Source organism: Mesorhizobium sp. M1423, from assembly GCF_040317575.1.
Taxonomy (GTDB): domain Bacteria; phylum Pseudomonadota; class Alphaproteobacteria; order Rhizobiales; family Rhizobiaceae; genus Mesorhizobium.
Genome location: NZ_JAMYKU010000019.1, coordinates 85,196 through 103,122 on the forward strand (window position 1 = coordinate 85,196; position 17,927 = coordinate 103,122).

The 17,927-nt window shown below is 59.6% G+C and carries 16 protein-coding genes and 1 pseudogene; 7 read left to right on the forward strand and 10 right to left on the reverse strand.

Annotated elements, in window-relative coordinates; all coding sequences use genetic code 11:
- Window position 1: 1 nt before the first annotated feature.
- The gene (locus NKG95_RS22735; RefSeq protein ID WP_023679670.1) at window positions 2-214 is read right to left on the reverse strand and encodes a cold-shock protein; all 213 of its coding nucleotides are present in this window, start codon (window positions 212-214) and stop codon (window positions 2-4) included.
- An 812-nt stretch (window positions 215-1,026) separates the two neighbouring features.
- On the opposite strand from NKG95_RS22735, the gene NKG95_RS22740 reads away from it, so the two are divergent.
- A complete protein-coding gene (locus tag NKG95_RS22740) occupies window positions 1,027-2,448 on the forward strand; it encodes a M16 family metallopeptidase (protein WP_353042605.1) in 1,422 nt (473 codons plus the stop codon).
- A 491-nt stretch (window positions 2,449-2,939) separates the two neighbouring features.
- Window positions 2,940-4,201: pseudogene (locus NKG95_RS22745) on the forward strand (NAD-dependent succinate-semialdehyde dehydrogenase).
- Between the two features lie 831 nt (window positions 4,202-5,032).
- Here NKG95_RS22745 and NKG95_RS22750 read toward each other — a convergent pair.
- From NKG95_RS22750 to NKG95_RS22765, 4 genes are all read right to left on the reverse strand, one after another.
- Window positions 5,033-7,036, reverse strand: a complete 2,004-nt coding sequence (locus NKG95_RS22750; protein WP_353042606.1) for a class I tRNA ligase family protein — start codon at window positions 7,034-7,036, stop codon at window positions 5,033-5,035.
- A 338-nt stretch (window positions 7,037-7,374) separates the two neighbouring features.
- On the reverse strand, window positions 7,375-8,154 hold the full coding sequence (locus tag NKG95_RS22755) for a phytanoyl-CoA dioxygenase family protein (RefSeq protein WP_353042607.1): 780 nt from the start codon (window positions 8,152-8,154) through the stop codon (window positions 7,375-7,377).
- Window positions 8,155-8,669: 515 nt separating this feature from the next.
- Window positions 8,670-9,974, reverse strand: coding sequence for a lysine N(6)-hydroxylase/L-ornithine N(5)-oxygenase family protein (locus NKG95_RS22760; RefSeq protein ID WP_353042608.1), 1,305 nt, complete (start codon window positions 9,972-9,974; stop codon window positions 8,670-8,672).
- A gap of 260 nt (window positions 9,975-10,234) precedes the next feature.
- Window positions 10,235-10,384: an iron-sulfur cluster assembly accessory protein gene (locus NKG95_RS22765; RefSeq protein ID WP_352672529.1), complete on the reverse strand. Its 150-nt coding sequence runs from the start codon at window positions 10,382-10,384 to the stop codon at window positions 10,235-10,237.
- Window positions 10,385-10,868: 484 nt separating this feature from the next.
- On the opposite strand from NKG95_RS22765, the gene NKG95_RS22770 reads away from it, so the two are divergent.
- From NKG95_RS22770 to NKG95_RS22790, 4 genes are all read left to right on the forward strand, one after another.
- Window positions 10,869-11,219, forward strand: coding sequence for a transposase (locus tag NKG95_RS22770; protein WP_352612007.1), 351 nt, complete (start codon window positions 10,869-10,871; stop codon window positions 11,217-11,219).
- Window positions 11,198-11,893 (forward strand): IS3 family transposase, encoded by a 696-nt coding sequence (locus NKG95_RS22775; RefSeq protein WP_353042651.1) that lies wholly within the window; start codon window positions 11,198-11,200, stop codon window positions 11,891-11,893. Before NKG95_RS22770 ends, NKG95_RS22775 begins: the two co-directional genes overlap by 22 nt.
- 657 nt (window positions 11,894-12,550) lie before the next feature.
- Complete coding sequence (locus tag NKG95_RS34350) at window positions 12,551-13,045, forward strand: hypothetical protein (RefSeq protein ID WP_502913974.1); 495 nt, start codon at window positions 12,551-12,553, stop codon at window positions 13,043-13,045.
- 180 nt (window positions 13,046-13,225) lie between these two features.
- On the forward strand, window positions 13,226-13,906 hold the full coding sequence (locus NKG95_RS22790; protein ID WP_353042653.1) for an OmpW/AlkL family protein: 681 nt from the start codon (window positions 13,226-13,228) through the stop codon (window positions 13,904-13,906).
- Between the two features lie 427 nt (window positions 13,907-14,333).
- Here NKG95_RS22790 and NKG95_RS22795 read toward each other — a convergent pair whose 3' ends face one another.
- Window positions 14,334-14,552 carry a helix-turn-helix transcriptional regulator gene (locus tag NKG95_RS22795; protein WP_023755980.1) on the reverse strand — a complete coding sequence of 73 codons (219 nt, stop codon included), beginning with the start codon at window positions 14,550-14,552 and terminating at the stop codon, window positions 14,334-14,336.
- Between the two features lie 122 nt (window positions 14,553-14,674).
- Between NKG95_RS22795 and NKG95_RS22800 the strand changes: the two genes are divergently transcribed.
- The gene (locus NKG95_RS22800; RefSeq protein ID WP_353042609.1) at window positions 14,675-14,941 is read left to right on the forward strand and encodes a DNA -binding domain-containing protein; all 267 of its coding nucleotides are present in this window, start codon (window positions 14,675-14,677) and stop codon (window positions 14,939-14,941) included.
- Between the two features lie 24 nt (window positions 14,942-14,965).
- Here the strand turns inward: NKG95_RS22800 and NKG95_RS22805 are convergent, their stop codons facing one another.
- From NKG95_RS22805 to NKG95_RS22820, 4 genes are all read right to left on the reverse strand, one after another.
- Window positions 14,966-15,481 (reverse strand): DUF2285 domain-containing protein, encoded by a 516-nt coding sequence (locus tag NKG95_RS22805; RefSeq protein ID WP_352876318.1) that lies wholly within the window; start codon window positions 15,479-15,481, stop codon window positions 14,966-14,968.
- A 52-nt stretch (window positions 15,482-15,533) separates the two neighbouring features.
- On the reverse strand, window positions 15,534-15,773 hold the full coding sequence (locus NKG95_RS22810; protein WP_352876321.1) for a transcriptional regulator domain-containing protein: 240 nt from the start codon (window positions 15,771-15,773) through the stop codon (window positions 15,534-15,536).
- Window positions 15,774-15,801: 28 nt separating this feature from the next.
- A complete protein-coding gene (locus tag NKG95_RS22815; RefSeq protein WP_352567485.1) occupies window positions 15,802-16,434 on the reverse strand; it encodes an acyl-homoserine-lactone synthase in 633 nt (210 codons plus the stop codon).
- A gap of 82 nt (window positions 16,435-16,516) precedes the next feature.
- Window positions 16,517-17,254, reverse strand: a complete 738-nt coding sequence (locus NKG95_RS22820; protein WP_502913978.1) for a helix-turn-helix transcriptional regulator — start codon at window positions 17,252-17,254, stop codon at window positions 16,517-16,519.
- Window positions 17,255-17,927: the final 673 nt, after the last annotated feature.

The window sequence follows — 17,927 nt, forward strand, 5'->3', positions numbered from 1 at the left end:
TTCAACCAGCTTTGCTGAGGCTGCCAGCGGAGGACTTGCCGGTGCGGCGATCCTGCTCGATCTCATAGTTGATCTTCTGGCCGTCAGCGAGGGTCGAGAGGCCCGCGCGTTCGACAGCGGAAATGTGGACGAAAACATCCGGACCGCCATTGTCGGGCTGGATAAATCCAAACCCCTTGGTGCTGTTGAACCACTTTACCGTTCCAGTAGGCATATACGTATTTCCTCCTTAACAATTGCAACCTGGGCAGGCCATTAGGCCTGCCCCGACTCATAGCCGAGACTTGGGCACAGCAAAAAGCGAAAAATTGTTAAGTCCCGATCAGCTGGCGCACTCCATTTTGGCCGTAGTCGCCAGCAAGCAGTGTCCTACACTACCGCTCGAGCATGGCCGGAAGCGCCCGATCCTTCCAACGCTCCTCAGCGCCACGTCTATGGCTGGTGCTTGGAGGCAGGGGACGTAAGGCCGACCGCTGCTCGTGCCGCCAGGTCAAAGGGCCGGGTAGTTCACGGAGCTACCTTCGTGCATAACGGCTTGGCAAGCGCTTGAAGGAGTTTCGAATTGGGTTGTTTCAAGAGGGTCGAGGGGTTAATCGATGCGACCAACATCTCCATTCTCACCGTCAGTGCAGCGGCCATTCGAAGCGCATCCTATACCCTCCCCGGCAGCGCGCCCAATCGTCTTCCGAACGAAGAAGATATTCTCAGCCGCGCGCGCGTCGCGTTCGGCCCTGTCCGATGTCCGACAATGTCGGATGCGCAACATGGCAGAGCCCGATTTGTCCACTGCCTCGAACGGTTTTCTGATCTGGCACGGTGCATGCTTGGTCATCGGCAAGGCGTCGCGGACCAAGGAGAATCCGTCCCATGATCACCTCACCAAGAAATACCGCCGCAGGTCTCCTGGCTCCATCCAAAGATGAGGCTCGAGTAAGGCCTGGCACCATGAAGAGCTTATTCATCTGCCTCGGCGCTGCCCGCCGATCCTCCCACGGGGAGAGACGGGGACGCAGCGCCTTCATCAAAATGAGGAACAAATCACTTTGCCTTGAACCTTGCCTTTCGACCAGCCCCCACAACCGCAGCCATCGATCGTCCCCCTGGCTGCGCAGGGCGTTCATTGCCACCGCGCTGGCCCTGGTGACGACCGCTCCGGCTCTGGCCGCCACCGCCGGCGGCAAGGTGACGGATTTCCTGCTCGACAACGGCATGGAAGTGGTCGTCATCCCCGATCACCGCGCGCCGATCGTCACTCATATGGTCTGGTACAAGATCGGCAGCGCCGACGAGCCACCCGGCAAATCAGGCCTTGCCCATTTCCTCAAGCATCTGATGTTCAAGGCGACGACCAACCACGCCGCCGGCGAGTTCGACCGAGCCGTCTCAGCCATCGGCGGCTACAATAACGCCTTCACCGCCTATGACTACACCACCTTCCTCGAGACGGTGGCGCCCTCGGCGTTGGGTGAGATGATGGGCTTCGAGGCCGATCGCATGTTCAACCTCATCCTCAACGACGATGATATCAAGACCGAGCGCGACGTGATCCTGGAGGAGCGCCGTTGGCGCAGAGAGACGAACCCCCATGCTCTGCTGGACGAGGAGGTCAACGCGACGTTGCGGCAGAACCAGCCCTACCGCATTCCGGTCATCGGCTGGATGCAGGAGATGGAGAAGCTGAACGGCACCGACGCATTCACCATCTACAACAAATACTACCGACCGAACAACGCCGTGCTGGTGGTGGCCGGCGACGTAGAGCCTGAGGCGGTGAAGGCGCTGGCCGAGAAGACCTATGGCAAGGTTGTGCGCGGGCCGGACCTGCCCCCGCGCAACCGCCCGGTCGAGCCGGAGCAGAACACCAGGCGCACAGTGACGCTGACCGATGCGCGCGTTTCGGTGCCGAGCTTTTCCACTCAATGGGTGGTGCCGTCCTATCATACGGCAGAGCCCGGCGAGGCCGAGGCGCTCGACCTGCTGGCCGAGATCCTCGGCGGCGGTAACCGCAGCCGGCTATATCAGGAGCTTGTCGTCAAGCAAGGCACAGCCTCGGCGGCCGGCGCCTCCTTCCAGGGCACCATGCTAGACGACACCAATTTCACTATCTCCGGCTCGCCGCGCGGCGATGCAAAGCTCGTCGATCTCGAAGCGGCGGCCGTTGCCGAAGTCGCCCGGATCGCCAAGGATGGCGTCACCAGCGACGAGCTGGACAAGGCCAAAGACCGCTATATCCGCTCGGTGATTTTTGCGCATGACGAGCTGGACCACATCGCCAACATTTATGGCAAGACGCTCACCACCGGTGGCAATGTGAAGGACGTGCTCGAGAGGCCGGACCGCGTCCGCAAGGTCACCATCGACGAGGTCAAGGCCGTCGCCGCGCGTTATCTGGTGCTCGACCATTCGACCACAGGCTATCTTTTGCCGCAGCAACAGGCGGGGAATTGATCATGAGCTCCATCCCCATGCAAATGCGCCGGCCGGTCTTCCCTCGGCGCGCCTTCGCCACCCTGTTCCTCTCCATCCTCTTTCTCATCTTGCGGGCGCTCGCCCGCTAAACGGGATCTGTTTAAAGCCGCGAGGATCGGTTTTCGCGGGCCTTGCCAGGCATTTGCCGGTTCAGGCGTCATTATTGGGGTGCGCTCCTCCTCAGGCCAGCCTCTCTTCGAGTCGATAGAGTCGCCGATTCGTGGTCCGCAGATTGTAGGCGCAGGCCACCAGCATCCACTCCGCGCGGCTGGCGAAGCCGATGTCCGTTGTTCAATCGTTCGACTAGTAGAACCGCGAGGCATCTTCTAGCGTATTCAGGTATTCTCCTTTTCCAGTTGGGTACCGTGGTCTACCAGCTGTCTGGCCGAGGCCCTATAAGGAACCCGGACCTCGCGGAGTACACACCGCACCTGCTATATATACCTGCTGCGTTGAGGAGGAATCCGGTATTGCCCCTGTGCCTGCCGATGATCCGTCACCTGAGATCCCCTGACCTGTTTGGACCCATTGATCGCCTGCCGGCACTTGGCACGCGGACTAGCGAGCGGACATTCGAGGTCCTCAACCCGTCGACTGGCGAAGTGCTGGCAGAACTACCCGACATGGGTGTCGCGCCGAGGAGGCCAATCGCGTCTATGGCGAGACGATCTCCGCACCATCGATGGACCGCCGAATGCTGGTAATCAAGCAGCCCATCGGAGTTGTTGGCACGATAACGCCATGGAATTTCCCGGCCTCGATGGTGGCGCGCAAAATCTCGCCAGCCTTGGCGGCGGGCTGCACGATCGTCCTCAAGCCCGCTGAACAGACGCCGCTCGTGGCGGGAGCAATGTTCGCCCTCGCCCATCAGGCTGGCTTTCCCGAGGGCGTCGTCAACCTGATCTATGCGTCCGAAGGTGACGCGGTCGGCCGCGAACTTTGTACCAATCCCAAGGTCCGCAAGATCAGCTTCACCGGGTCGACTGAGATCGGGCGCCTTCTCATGCGCCAGTGCTCGGACCAGATCAAAAAAGTCAGCCTTGAGCTCGGCGGCAATGCACCTTTCATCGTCTTCGATGATGCCGATATCGATGCCGCGGTTGACGGTGCGATCCAGGCGAAGTTCCGCAATGCCGGCCAGACCTGCGTTTCGGCGAACCGCCTTTACGTCCAGTCGGGCGTTCACGACGAGTTCGTCGAGAAATTCGTGCAACGGGCTCGCCAACTTCAAGTTGGTGACGGTTTCGCTCCCGGAGTGGACTTCGGACCGCTCATCGACAAGCGCGCTTTGGCCAAGATCGAATCCCATATTGCCGATGCCGTCGCCAAAGGCGGCGCAATTTGATGCGGGGGCAAACGCATCGGCACGAATGGCACGTTTTTCCAACCGACAGTCCTGACCGGTGTCTCCAGCGAGATGACCGTCGCGCAAGAAGAGACATTCGGGCCGCTGGCCCCGATTATTCGCTTCAAAGATGCGGATCAGGTCGTGCGTGAGGCCAACGACACGATCTACGGCCTCGCGGCCTACTTTTATGCCTCCAACCTGAAGCGTGTCTGGCGTGTGGCCGAGGCCTTGGAATATGGAATGGTCGGGGTAAATACCGGCCGGATGTCTTCAGAAGCGGCGCCGTTCGGTGGGATAAAACAGTCCGGCATCGGGCGGGAGGGATCCCGCCATGGCCTCGAGGACTACCTCGAAATGAAATATCTCTGCATGGGCGGCATCTGAATTTTCGGCTTGCAGGGTTCACAGACCGGGTAACCTAGCGAGCGATCTCCACATATGTGAATTGTAGGATCGCTCCTCGATTGGGAACTGAGGGGCGGCTCCGTACCCGAGCAAACACGCAATCCTGAAGGAGGATCCTGGCTGGACTTATCTCTCGACGAGACAAGCGTCTGCATTGTCGGCGAAGACGGCGTGCATGTGACGGAGGATACGCTTGCGAGGGATTTGGCGGCCCTCGCCGAGTATCTTCAGGCGACGGGCTGTCGTTGCGCGGGTATGGTTGGAAGCTTGTGCACCATCGCGATCGTGAACGCTGGTTGTGCGCAATATCCGGTTTCTGGGGCAGAATTTTGAACCTGCTACCTTCCGATTGTCAGTAGCTCAGTTGTTCTTCGGCCGACTGCCGCGCCAGTACAGGCTCGGACAGAATCGAAGATACCATCAGGCAGGCATTCGCATTCGACATTTCCGGTGATCGGCGCACGATCCAGGGCGCGCCAGGTTGACCAAGCGCCTCGAACCGCATGACAGTCTTGACCGGCTGGAGGACGGAAATCCCGCGATGCCGAAGAGGTTGGTCAGCGCAGTCGAGCCCACACGGCATTTGCGGCACGAAACAGCAAGGGCTGGGAAGCGATCGGCCGAGCGGTCCTCGAAGGCGCGGGCCAGGGTGTCGACGATGCGTTGGTTCAGGTCCGCCAATCTGGTCTCTACCGTCTGATAGCGGCTTCGGTCGCCAGTGACAGCGAGTAAAGATATTTGGCATCATCGGCTTTGATTGCCGCGCAGATCTGGTCGAGATTGGGATAGCTCACTGGTGCACCTTTGGGCTCATAGTGCTTCCTCCTCATCGAGATGAGGATTGCCGGATTTGGCGTAGAACACCAACACGGGTCCGAGATCAAAGCGCGTCCCGGGCGCAAGGCGCTGGACGGACCGGGGCCATGTTTCGTCTGAGACGCCATCGATGCCTCGCGCCAGCGTTCTGGCGAATCGGGGCATCAGCGGAGCGAGTGTCGGTGCCAGGATCGCAGCGGCCGTCGTCTGAAGGGCTAGCGAAGTCCGATTGCGGGCGGGATAGAAACGTCGCGCCGCCGCATAGTCTTGCGCCCGACGGTAGATCACGCAATCGCGCACGAAATCGCAGACCTGAGCGGCCGCGCGCCGGAGCGAGAAGCCTTCGTCCGAATAGGCGCGTTCCATCGCCGCGCGATAGATCTCTATCCGAGCAAAGAAGGCGCGGTCGGCCGGGCTCCAGTCGCCTGCATCGGGTACATGGCCGCCAAAATCCTGCTGGATTTCCTGGTTCAACGCATCAAGCCAGTTCAGCCAAATCCCTTGGAACACCTCGTTCTCGGTGCGGCGCAGCGCGGCCAGCGTGAAATCCGTCCGCTCACCTTCCGGGCGTGTCAGGCCCAAATGGAGGCGCACGACGTCGACTGTCTTTGGGCTCAGAACCTCCTTGCCCCAGACCGCATGGCGGCAGCTGGTTGAGAACTTCTTGCCGTCGAGCAGGTAGAACTCGTTGACGTGATAGTGGATGCGTGGCGTCCAGTGGGAGAAGACCTCGGCGTAAAGAGCGGGGTAGAGTAGCGCGTGGTAGAAGGAATTGTCGAAGCCGAAGAAATGGACAATCTGCCAGTCGTTGCCGGGCATCTCCGCCTTCCAGTCGCGACCCAGCAAGCGGCCGAGCGCCTGGATGTTGTAAAGAAAACCGAAGGCCATTTCCGGCCAGACCCAGATCACTTGCCCCGGGAACCCTTCGGCCGGCAGGCCCCAGTCCGAGGGGTGGGTAATGGGCACTGAAAAGTTGCCGCGTCGGCGTAGGCGCGCGAAGAGATCCAAGATCCGTAGCGGGACGCCCGACGCCCTTAGATGCCGGTCGATATTGTCGTAGCATCGGTCCAAGGCAAGTTCCGGGCGGCGGACGGAGCCGACCAGCGGCGCCTCGGCAGACTGCCGTGACCGGGCTGCACCCAAGTCGTGGCAAAGGTTTGGGGCGCCGCATTCCTCGCAGATGTTGCCACCAGCGGAGCCGCCGCAATCGGGGCAGAGGCCGCTAACATCCGGCTCGTAAAGATAGTGGCCTGTCACAGCATCGAAAAGCGCAGGGCTCTGGCGCAGATCTACCGCCGTACTGCTCAGAAGACTGCGGAAACACGCGGCTTGAAACTCGCCGTAACCGTCATCGCCCATTGTGGGTTGGAAGCTGTGGACGTCACAATCGAGAAGTGCAAGCGCGGCGCGAATCTCGTCGGCGTAGTAGCGCGCCACGTTTGCAGGCGTCGATTGATCGGCATCGGCGCGTATAGTGACATAGCTCTGGTAATCGTCGCTTCCTGTCAGGTGGTAGGCCTCTACCCCTTTCATGCGCAGGAAACGAGTATAGACGTCGGCGCCGAAATAGGGGCCAGAAAGATGCCCCAGATGCAGATCGCCATTTGGCGTTGGCGGCGTGGAGAAGACGAAGATCGGCCCGCGTGGAGCCGTGATCTTTGCAGCGGCATCAAGGGCGGCCTCGCCGTCTCGCCAGTAGACATCGACGAAGTCTAGGTCTTCGTTTCCGTCGTTGCGCAGCACATGCGCTTCAAAAGGGTGGAACAGAACGACATCGCCCGCCTCGACCGAGATTTCCCCACGGTCGGTAGTGACCTTGCCCGCGCCAGACAGGACCACGAAGGCCTCGATTTCGTCGTGCCGATGGGGCTCGGATGTAGCGCCCGGTGCCAGCCTACCGAACGAAAAACCCGTCCCGACGCTTCCCGTTCCGAGCGTGGCCATGTCGATACCGAACGCCCGCGACAGCTCCGTTCGAGAAAACGTGTATTTGCGCATGACAACGAACCTGAGCTGTTGAAGCAGTGGGATCTTCGGCTGCCAACGCAACAGCCTCTTGTGCAAGTTGCGCAGAGAAGCGGCAGCCCAACCCGTTGGCGGCCCCGGCCAGGATAATGCGACTCTGGGCCGCCAGGCGGGCGACGAGGGGGGCGCCAGTCGGGCTGTAGGCGTCATAGAAGACCGGCCTGCGACCACCTCCACAATCCACGTGCCGAAGCGTCGTAACGGGCTGCGGTCGATGCTCCGCGAGCCCGCAAATCAGAACGCCATACTCTCCGCGCATTTTTGAGCGGTCGATCAGTTTCGTGTGCATGCCTCCGCCTGGCTGCGTGAGCTCAATAGCGATAGAAAATTCCATTTGGGGGCTTGAGTTTGTCGAGATCGGCCACTTTGCCCTCGGGCGGGTTAAGGGCGCGCTTAAGCACGTTATATTCAGCGCGGGTCGGTCCACCGGTTGAAGCACGCTGGAACACCAAGTAGAGTGTCCGCCGCGAACGATTGCTTTTGTTCGGTCGTGAGTAGTGCGGTGCGTAATCGTCGAAGATGAAGATGTCGCCAGCCTTCCATGCTATGGGTTCCCAGGAGAACATTTCGGCGACTTGAGGATCGATCACCCCACCGGCATCCATGGGAAACACCCCCTTCTTGTGGTTGCCGGGGCTGAAGAAAAGCCCGCCGTTTTCCGGGTCGGAGTCGTCGATGCCTATGGCAACCACCGCATGGACCATCCGGCCGGGGAGTTTGTGTGGAATGTGATAAATGTCCTGATGCGGGAGATAGCCGCCGCTGTCGGGGTAGTGAAAAATCAGCAACTCCTTGAGCCTGCGCGAATCTTCACCAAGCAAATCCTCGACCGCTGACTTTATGCGCTGATCTTCTAAGAGCAAACAACGCAATGGATCATGGAAGTCGAGAAAATTCTCGATCTTGGAGATGATCTTTCGATTGTCCGTCGTCTTCTCGAACCACATGAGCCATTTATCATCGCTGACATCCCAGCGTGACATATCTTCGACAAAAGTAGAGATATCTTCCTGAGCCGCTGGAGCGAAGAACCTTTCGAGCCTGACGTATCCGTCTTTCTGCCACTTTTCTCTTTGTGCATCAGTCAACATGCGAAAAGCCTCCTGTTGGAAAGACTGGTTGGTCGGACATCCCAATTAGGGCAGTCGGGCGCTGGTCAAGTTGCGGGTCCACGGAGACGGACTCACGTCATGTGGGACGGCGATGCTAAGTGCGTTCCGCTCCGGCGGATATTGTCCGCAGAAGCTCGGCGCGAGACTGCCTATGTCAGGCTCAGCCGGGTCCAGGGGTTCCGTAAGCTGGGCCGGATCAATCGCTTCACCCGGTCCAGCTACGACACGCATCGCTAAAGGCCGGCACCATCCGCTGACCGCCGACCCAACCATGGCCATCAAGACCACGGCGCTCTTTCGAGTGAGCGACCTGGTATGGTCTTGACAACCGTAGGGGAAATGCACGCCCCCAGAATAATGCGATGCGCCGCTTGGTCCAAGGGCTTGTTCGGTCACGATGATTTCGGAGAAGCCGGAGAAGCCTCCGGCCTTCGCCGCAGCGGAGGCGGACATCATTCCTAGGATGCCACCGCCGATGACCAAAAGTCTACGAGTCATATCCCGCTGCCCATTTCTTCGGCCACGGGGTCGGGCCAGCTCTCGATCGAGGTATGGCTGATGAAGCCAGGATGCTCGGGCTTCGCGCATGGCGCGCGCCCAAGAAGGCTATCGAGGATGCGGCGCGCGCGCCAGGCTAGCAGGCTTAGGTTCGGATCGGCCAGGCCGCGCTGACCGAGGCTCGCGTTTTGTACGAAGATGCGTCTGTCATGCGGTCCGTCCCAGCTCACCGAAAAATCCTCGCGAATAGCTAATTCATTGTCGATCTGCTCCAGCCGGTGCGCGATGGGTTCCAAGAAGTCTGGCACCGCGTTCTCGTAACCGGTGGCCAGGATGACGATGTCAGCCGTGACTTCTTCGACCTCGACCATGCCGTGCTGCAGGGTCAGCCTGTTACCCGCGCCGGCGTTGATGCAGTGCGAGACGGTGCAGCCCGGCCGCAGTGTGATGTCGGATCGGTTTGGCTCGAAAAATGCGTGGCGGTACAGCGCCTGATAGATCGCGCGCAACGTGCTTTCCGAAATGCCGTCCGAGGCAAGCACGAAACGCCGCAGGAGCAGCTTACGCTGCGACTCGCTCATCGCCGCGAAACGATCCGAAAAGCAGGGCATGAACAACTCGTTTGTGAACGGGCTGTTGTCCAGAGGCAGATAGTTTTCGCGCTGCGAGACCCAAGTGATCGAGGCAGGCCGCCGTTCTTTCGGCAGGCCGATAAGATGCAACATCACCTCGGCTCCCGACTGGCCTCCGCCGACCACGCAGACATGCTTTCTCCGCACCTCAGGGTGGATGTGCAGTAAAACAGATGAGTGGAACAGGTTGCGTCCAATCCAGCCCTGAAACTGAGGCGGAATTTGCGCCTGCTTGCCAATGCCGACCACGACGTTTCTGGCGCCGAGAACCGCGTTATCGGTCCGCACCCGAAACTCGCCGTCAAAGCGGATTTCGTGCACGGTCTCGCCGCCACGGACAAGTGGGTTCCTGTGGAAGGCCCAGTTCAGGTACTGCTCAAACTCAGCTCTGAACACAGCCTCGAACTGTGCGTTCAGGAAGTGGTACAGACGCCCGTTCTCGTACAGGTAGTTTACGAAAGTGTAGGCTGATCGCGGATTCACCAGCGTGACCAGATCCTTGAAGTGGCTGACCTGGAGCTCTGAGGAATCGAATGCGATACCTGGATGCCAGCGGAAGTCGACCTGCCGATCCAGGAACAGTGCCCCTTGCCCAACTTGCTCGTGTATCTGACACGCAAGGCTCAAATTGGACGGCCCAGCACCCACTCCAACGCAAGATAACTCCACTTGCTTTCCTCCTATAGAATCTTCCCACTAGGCGGCTTGTTCGCGGCTTGTTCGCGGCTAGTTTCGGCCATAGCCATTGGGCCCCTCGCGGACGTTTTCGAGCCCCGGTCCCGACCGGGATTTGCGAGAATTTGTCCAGCGCGTTCGGGTATTCGAATGTAGACCCGAGCATTCCAGCGCGGTGACAATCGACGGGTCATGCCGGCGACGTGGGGCAACGACGTATGTCCTTTCCGCCCGTCTGGATGCCCGCGTCGCCGTCACGCGAGGAGCTTTCCAGGCCCATTAAGGTGTTTGAAGCCGGCGCAATCGCCCGCCTCGACCATGACGCGCCGGCCTTTCGGCGGCTTGATGGCAGGCGAGAGCGCGGTTTTCACTGCGGCGACGGCATTTTCGGTGCGCATGATCATGGACGACGTCTCGCTGATGCGTTCGCAGAGTCCCATGCATGGGCCGTGCCAGAGAAGGAAATTTTATTAAACAATGGGTTGGCGGATTTACGATCCTGTCGGAAATCCGACATTGAGGGGGAACGCCTCACGGCGACGCCCGATTTGCACGTCCCTGTCGTCTTCCGAATAGCTAGTCGGGCACCTTCTGCACCAGAATACTTCTCTCATGGAGACCAGCACGAAGTCTTCATGGCCCGACAGTGCAGAACCTGGTGTCTCTGCCGGACAGATCGCGATATGCCTTCTCCCATCGAGGTCGACAGTTGCAAGAGCTGCCAGATCCTTCGCCCTATCGTGCCGTTGCGCTGGCTCGATCCCGACATCCTCGGAGGTTGTCAAACGGCTTCCAAAACTGACCCCCGATTGGAGTGCGCCCCTCGGGCCGGACAGGATGAACAAGCAGAATTGACTTGGAAGCCGGGCTTTCGAAGGATGGAAGCCCATGGTGACTTATCGCACGCACAGCATCGAGTTCAAACGTCAGGTAGCACAGGAGTTCCTGTCCGGCGAGACGCTGCATGGTCTCGCCAAGCGGCACGAACTGCCGCGTAACCTGATCCGCATCTGGGTTCAGAAATACGAGGCCGGCTCCTTCGACGAAGACGTGGCGGCGGCCGACACGATGCAGACCTATGAGGCGCGGATCGCAGCGCTGGAGCGGCTGGTAGGCCGGCAAGCCTTGGAAATTGAGTTTCTAAAGGGGGCTCTGAAAAGCGCACCACGTCCGAGAAGCGGGACTACATCCGTGATCACCGGCCCGGCGATGTCTCCATCGCTGAAGGATGCCGGCTGATGGGGATCGCGCGATCAACCTACTACGATCAGCCCGAAACCGCCGTGGATGACACAGCGCTCGTCGAGACGATGGGTGAGATCTCCGACAGCTTCGAAGCTTACGGCTATCGCCGCATGCAGGCGGCGCTGCGGCAGCGCGGCATCGTCGTCAACCACAAGAAGGTCAGACGGTTGATGCGCGAGCACGATCTGCAGCCCAGGATCAGGCGGCGCTTCATCGCCACTACGGACAGCGATCACGAGTTGCCGATCTTCCCGAACTTGGCGAAGAACGTGACACCCGACGGCCCGAACCAGCTCTGGGTGAGCGACATAACATACGTGACGATTGCGGTGGGCTTCGTCTACGTCGCGGTCATTTTGGATGCCTGGTCACGCAAGGTCGTTGGTTACGCCATCGGTCGGTCGATCGACGCGCGCTTGACCGTTGCAGCATTGAAGGCGGCAATCGAACGACGAAAACCCCCGCCGGGCTGCGTCCATCACTCGGACCGAGGCTCGCAATATGCCGCACTCCTCTACCGCAACGTTCTCGCCGAGCACGATCTTATTGGATCGATGGGCCGGCGCGGCAATCCCTACGATAATGCGAAAGCGGAAAGCTTCATGAAGACGATGAAGGTCGAAGCCGTCTATCCGATGGCCTACGAAAACCTTCGCCGACGTCGCTGAGGACCTTCCCCGCTTCATTGATGAGGTTTACAACACCCGCCGATTGCACTCAGCGCTCGGCTATCTCAGCCCGCAACAGTTCGAGGACCAACACGCCCGGCAGATGGTCAAAACTGCGGCTAGATCTGGGACCTTCACCAACTGGATTATCGAATCTCTGTAAAGATAGCCGGAAGACAATTGCGTTATGACCACTCTGCCGGTTCAAAAAGCACGTGCGCCATTCGGTCCCTGCGACTCAATCCAGGCGGAGGGATGAGGCCGCAAAGCAGTCTTTTGCGCGCCGACCGGTGGCCCACGATGAGCCATCGTAAACGCAGTTATTCGATGATCACCGCCGCGGAGTCCTCAGGCTGTGCCGCGCCCGACACCGGCGACGTATTGGTCGTCGATCGCCCCGTCGCCGATGTCGGTCCGAAGCTCGGCCAGTTTCGGGGTGAGCTTCACTGCCTATTCCGCAGTGCCCACCGAGCTCGCACAGGAGGTTCTATCAGGCGGTCACGTCTGCACTCGTTGTCGGGTCTTCGACAAAGTCAGACATGAGACACACCGCAATTAGAGCCATGTCATTGTTGTGAAACGATTTTATCGTTTGGCACGACACGTGCAAGGCTATCCGCAAACGCGCTGCGGCAAGGACTGAGGAGAAATCATGCCATGATCAAGCTCGCCGAACATGCGGTCGCAGCCGCGAAAACTGGGCCTTTCCGAGCCGACAGGACGTTGCGGCTGTTTTCCAGTCGACATCATTCTTCACGTTATCCGGACATGACCGTATTCGATTTCCGCCAAACGCTGAATGCCCCGGACGATGATCCCTATCTTTGGCTCGAAGATGTAGAAGGAGAACCGACACTTGCCTGGGCCGCCAGCCAGTCGGCCAGGACCCTGGGGCACCTCGGTGGAACACAGTTCGATCGCGAGCACGACGCCCTGACAGCGATCTTCGACCGTCCTGACAAGGTTCCCCTGATCACGCGCCGCGGTCAGTACCTCTACAATTTCTGGCAGGATGCCGGAATTCCGCGCGCACTGTGGCGCCGGGACCACTCTTGCCGCTATCCGCCGATCCTGCTCTCCACCACGAAGCGGGCGTGCGTTCACCCGGGCCACGCGCGTAAGACGGCCGCAAAGCTGCAGGCCTTTGGTTAGCCCGCCTACTTCTAAGTGAGTACAGGTCGGTGATTGCGAGCACGGCGCAAATGATGTGTGCGCGGTGCCCGCAAACTGCGCATGAGCGCCGCGGCAATCCCAAGCAATTCGAGCAAGACTTTTCGTAGTTCAGTCCACATTTCTGAAGAGCAAGGAGAGAGTATCATGGCGAGAAACCAAATGCGCGCGGCGCGGGGAGTAACAGCGGCCGTTGTCCTCATCGTGATGGGACAGCAGGCCGTCGCGGCGGACCTTGCGCAAGCGGCGAGCGTCCCGCAGGCAGGAGCCTCCGTCACGGAAGCGCCAAGCCCTTGGCAGATCCGGCTGCGTGCGTTGGGGGTCATTACTGAGGATTCGGGTTACGTCAATGCGGTGCCCGGCTCTGGTCTTTCCTATTCGGACACGGTGACGCCGGAACTCGATATCTCCTATTTCTTCACGGACAACATCGCCGCCGAGCTTATACTCGGCACCACCTATGCGAACATCGAGGGGCAAGGAACGATCCGCGGGCTGGGCAATATCGGCAAGGTTTGGCTGCTGCCGCCTACGCTCACATTGCAGTATCATTTTACCGATCTCGGCGCTTTCAAGCCCTATGTCGGCGCCGGCGTGAACTACACGATATTCTATAACCAGGATGCCGGCAGCGCCGATGCTCTCAAGGTTAAGAACACGTTCGGCACCGCGCTGCAGGTCGGGTTCGACTACATGGTGGATCAGCACTGGGGCGTCAACTTCGACGTGAAGAAGCTTTTCCTCAAGCCAGACTTCGACGTCACGGTGGACGGCGCGAAGCTGACGGGAAAGGCGGAGCTCGATCCCTGGTTGATAGGCGCAGGTGTCACCTACCGCTTCTAACAACGAAAGGTGAAGGCGGCTGCTGATAGCTGATCGGAAATGAAGGGCGCCTCGTGCGCCCTTTCCACGCTGCACGGGCGAGTCGACCCGGATCATTAGAGGGGTGGGGCCTTGTGACCCCCAGGCGGGGCTGGGCGGGAGGTGTCCGAATCGGAGGAACGTTCTGATCAACTTTATGCGATTACCATCCAACGCACAGCAGCCGATTGTCGGGAATACTTGAAGAAGCCGTTGTTAAGAGTGGGCGTCCCCGCCTGCGCCCGACCAGGTACTTGCCAGTAGCAGCCGACAGGCTGCCCCGCGCCGGGGGCGCGAAGCCGAACGGCGCAAGATCGCTGAAGCCTGCCGAAGAAGACCGGGGGTTCACGAGCAGCCGGCGCGCGCTGGGAGGCGCGTGGGCCCGTAGCAATTAAGGAAGTCGGGTGGGTCAGGCCTGTTTGTCGGGCCGAACCAGATCCGTGTGGCTGACGTCGAGGGCCAATGCCAGTTCATAGATCGTGATGATCGTCGGATTTCTTCGTCCTTTCTCCAAGCCGCTGATGTACTGCTGGCTGAACCCGGAAATCTCGGCAAGCTGCTCCTGCGTCAGACGCTTCCTTAGCCTGATCCTCTGCACATTCCGTCCGACCAATCTGCGCATATCCATGCACGATAGCCAGCGGATTAGGCAGCTTGAGTTTATCAACTAAAATATGTAATCCACATTGAGTATCCCAATCCGCTGGCGGAGGGCTTCGCGGAGGCCGTTTTGCGGAGGTATAATCAGCGATGTTACAGCCCAAATCGATCACGCCGATTGCCGACGAAGTCCCATGGTCGGAGACCCTGACGGCCTACGACAGGCAGCATTTCACGATCTATCTGCGTATCCTGGATGCCTGTGCCGACAATGCCAGCGAGGAGGAGATGGCCAATCGCATTCTCGGCATTGACCCGTCCATTGAACCGGTCCGCGCCAAAAAGGCCCTCCGCAGCCATATCGACCGTGCTAATTGGATGGTGACGACCGGCTACAAGGAACTGTTCGCCGGCTGACGCACAGCGCGGATCTCATGCTCTTCAAAGAAGGAAATTCAGATATTCGCCGTTCATTAGCGCACGGCCACGTGAGACGGCGCGCCGGATACGATCGCGCAGGTGATCTTGAGGATCCTTCCAGTCGGACCGCACGCGCGCTTGGCCGACCAGCGCTTCGGCGATTTCGCGATGTGATGCTCCGGCAAGCGCGCCATCGAGCGCGCGGAGGACGAAGTTCAATCGGGGCCCGCGTCTTTCTGGCGGAAACAAGCGCGCGGGCAGTTTTCCGTAGGCACAAAGGGCATTGAGGCACTCCAGCGCTAACAGACGATGCTTCGAAAGTGCTGCCGGCCAGATCGCCTCGGTGCGGAGGTAAACAGGGTGCAGGACATCCGCTCCCGAAACAGCAAGCTGGAGGCTGCGCTCCGCATCGCGAAGAAGAACCTCCTGGCTCTCGTCGGGCATCAGCAGGACTGCAGCACGACATGGCAATGCCGCCAGCTCGAACGACGATATCGTCGATGACGCAAATCGCCGTTCCGCAATGACAGGCAGCACGCTTGGACACCGGCGGGGACACCAAAACACAGTCGCACTGCGCCCGTAAGATTCAGCGAAACGAAACACCCCAGCGCGACAGGTTGCCGGCCGACGCGATCACCTCGACGGTGGTTCCATGCGGCAAACTGTTGGCCTGCCGGCGCGCAGCAAGCACATCATGCTGAAATACCGGATTGCGCCGCAAAAACTCCCAAGCCCAGCCACGCAGCGTCAGCTGAGCGGCATAGTCGTATGACCTATCATTCCACCAGTCGGGCAGATCGGCGTCCGTCGCAAGAGACGTGGACATGACTGTGCTCTCCTGCCGGGCGTCACATTCACGCCACCCGGCGAAGCACCGGCGCCCATAGCACCGGACTGTCGATACCGCTGTTTTGTCGCACCGCATGAAGTGTCGCTTTCGACACTTCGAGGTAGCCCGCCAGTGCGCGTGTCGCGCCGATCGTGTGCGGGTTGCCGATCCGCTCGAGGGGCCAGCCGGCGCGACGAAGAATGCGCTCCATGCGCAAGTCGGTGACCGTGACGACGTGGCTGAGCCGGCGTGAGAGGCCGAACTCGATCATGCCGGCGAAGAGCTCATATGTGCCGAGAGCGATACCGCCCGCCCCCTTTTGCCCAGATGAAGCTATGTCGAGCGCAAAACGGCTGCTTTCCCACACGCTCGGATCCTCAGGTGCAGCCCTTCCTTCCAACAGCATCGGAAAGGTATCGCGAATCATGGTCGGGCCCGCTGAGGGCAGAAGGCGAACGCAACCCTCCACCCGGCCCTCGAAACCGCGCAACAACAGGTAGTGCGGTCTGAGCGCGTCAAAGGAATCGATTTCATAGCCGCCATTATCCTGCACGTCCCAGCCTAGGCGTTCCTTGAAGACGCGAAATCGAAGCCGATGCATTGCATGCAGTCCGTCAGCAAAGTCGTCGTAGCACTCAGGCGCAATAAGCTGGATCATCAAAGGCCTCCAATGGCGGGAAACATTTCCTCGCCATTGGAAACGATCCTTCAAGAAAGCGCAGCCTGTGCAGTTCCGGAGGTCAAGCCGACTTATCAGGAAGCGAAAAGCCTGAAGCCGCCAGACGCGTAATCGCCTGTCGGGTGGTTGTCACGCCAAGCTTCTTGCGGACGTTTGCCAGATGGAACTCAGCCGTGTACCGCGAGATCTCCAGGATGCCGCCTGTATCTCGGGCGGACTTGCCGCGCGCCGCCCACTGCAGGCACTCGTATTCACGCGGCGTCAACAACACACCGCCAATTCTTCGATCACCCGACAGTCTGCAGCGGACGAACGTATGAAAACAGCTCGCGAAAAACGGAAGACCTTGCTCGTAGCGATCGGCCACGCGAAAGTATGCAGGATCGGGCTTGTCAGCGGCAAAGGTCATAGCCGCAAAATTGTCGCGGCCATCAATGATCGGGATCGTCACGCCGCAGCGGATGCCGAACTGCGCTGCTTCCTCGAAAAACCTAAGCTGAGGCGCGGACAGATCAAAACTCTTTAGGTCAAATCCCCATCGAAATGTGGATTCGCCATAGCTTGCACGTAAAATGACCGGGTCGACATTCTGATACCGGTTCTCAAGATAGCGCGCTGTCCAGAGCGCCGGATAATTCGAGATCAGCATGGGCTTGCCATTAGACCACGGCGGTAAGGAGAAGTAGGCAAAGGTGAATAGATCCAGACCTGAGGCGACATCGGCCAAGGCTCCGCGAAAATCACCCTCATCGACACTTACCGACAACTTTTCCAGGAATGTCTCGAAGACAATTCGCATGTCCTTCCTCATTGTTCTTCCTCATTGTTCTGACTCACTCCCTTCATCTCTCTGCTGTGCGCCACCCGGCCTGTAGACCCCATCGTAAGCCGACCTCTCAAACTGGCCGGGCTAACCTTCTTTACAAATGCCGCGACGGTCGCGCATATTATTAGCTCGCCAGCGGTAGCTACGCGGCGATCTCGGACGTTTTTGTCCGAAATGCTACGGCAGCCTCCCAACACAAGAAGGTGCTGATGGAGCAGTTCGAGAGTGCGAAGCGCATTGGTGGAGAGCAGCGGGCGGGCCGAAATCGGGTCACCGAACCCAACAAAATGACGGGCCGTGCGAGTGTTCGCCTTTGACAATTTCGACCGGTGATCGGCAACGCGACCATTGTATTCCTATGCAGCTATAACCGACGCGATCAGGTCGGAAATCGTCAGGCGTGTTGGTAGGAGTGCTTTAGGCGACTTATGCCAGGTGGGTAGAAGCTGTTGCTCCCGTTTGACAGACCGAGCGGCGATTCCGTCGAGTTCGTAGTACGTCCAGCCTTTCGAACGGCTCTGACAAAGCGACCACGCCGAAATGGCTGTTCGCTAATCCCTGATCGATCCGCCTGAGGCTGTTACCGATCCGAAGCTCCAATCCGTCAGACCAGACTGCGAGTCCATCATTCAGCGCCAGTGGACGG

Coding starts and splice junctions, on each gene's coding strand:
- NKG95_RS22735 (WP_023679670.1), bottom strand. CDS start 214: ATGCCTACTGGAACGGTAAAGTGGTTCAACAGCACCAAGGGGTTTGGA.
- NKG95_RS22815 (WP_352567485.1), bottom strand. CDS start 16,434: ATGATCCAGCTTATTGCGCCTGAGTGCTACGACGACTTTGCTGACGGA.
- NKG95_RS22800 (WP_353042609.1), top strand. CDS start 14,675: ATGTTACAGCCCAAATCGATCACGCCGATTGCCGACGAAGTCCCATGG.
- NKG95_RS22820 (WP_502913978.1), bottom strand. CDS start 17,254: ATGCGAATTGTCTTCGAGACATTCCTGGAAAAGTTGTCGGTAAGTGTC.
- NKG95_RS22790 (WP_353042653.1), top strand. CDS start 13,226: ATGCGCGCGGCGCGGGGAGTAACAGCGGCCGTTGTCCTCATCGTGATG.
- NKG95_RS22740 (WP_353042605.1), top strand. CDS start 1,027: ATGAGGAACAAATCACTTTGCCTTGAACCTTGCCTTTCGACCAGCCCC.
- NKG95_RS22765 (WP_352672529.1), bottom strand. CDS start 10,384: ATGATCATGCGCACCGAAAATGCCGTCGCCGCAGTGAAAACCGCGCTC.
- NKG95_RS22755 (WP_353042607.1), bottom strand. CDS start 8,154: ATGTTGACTGATGCACAAAGAGAAAAGTGGCAGAAAGACGGATACGTC.
- NKG95_RS34350 (WP_502913974.1), top strand. CDS start 12,551: ATGATCAAGCTCGCCGAACATGCGGTCGCAGCCGCGAAAACTGGGCCT.
- NKG95_RS22795 (WP_023755980.1), bottom strand. CDS start 14,552: ATGGATATGCGCAGATTGGTCGGACGGAATGTGCAGAGGATCAGGCTA.
- NKG95_RS22810 (WP_352876321.1), bottom strand. CDS start 15,773: ATGTCCACGTCTCTTGCGACGGACGCCGATCTGCCCGACTGGTGGAAT.
- NKG95_RS22750 (WP_353042606.1), bottom strand. CDS start 7,036: ATGCGCAAATACACGTTTTCTCGAACGGAGCTGTCGCGGGCGTTCGGT.
- NKG95_RS22770 (WP_352612007.1), top strand. CDS start 10,869: ATGGTGACTTATCGCACGCACAGCATCGAGTTCAAACGTCAGGTAGCA.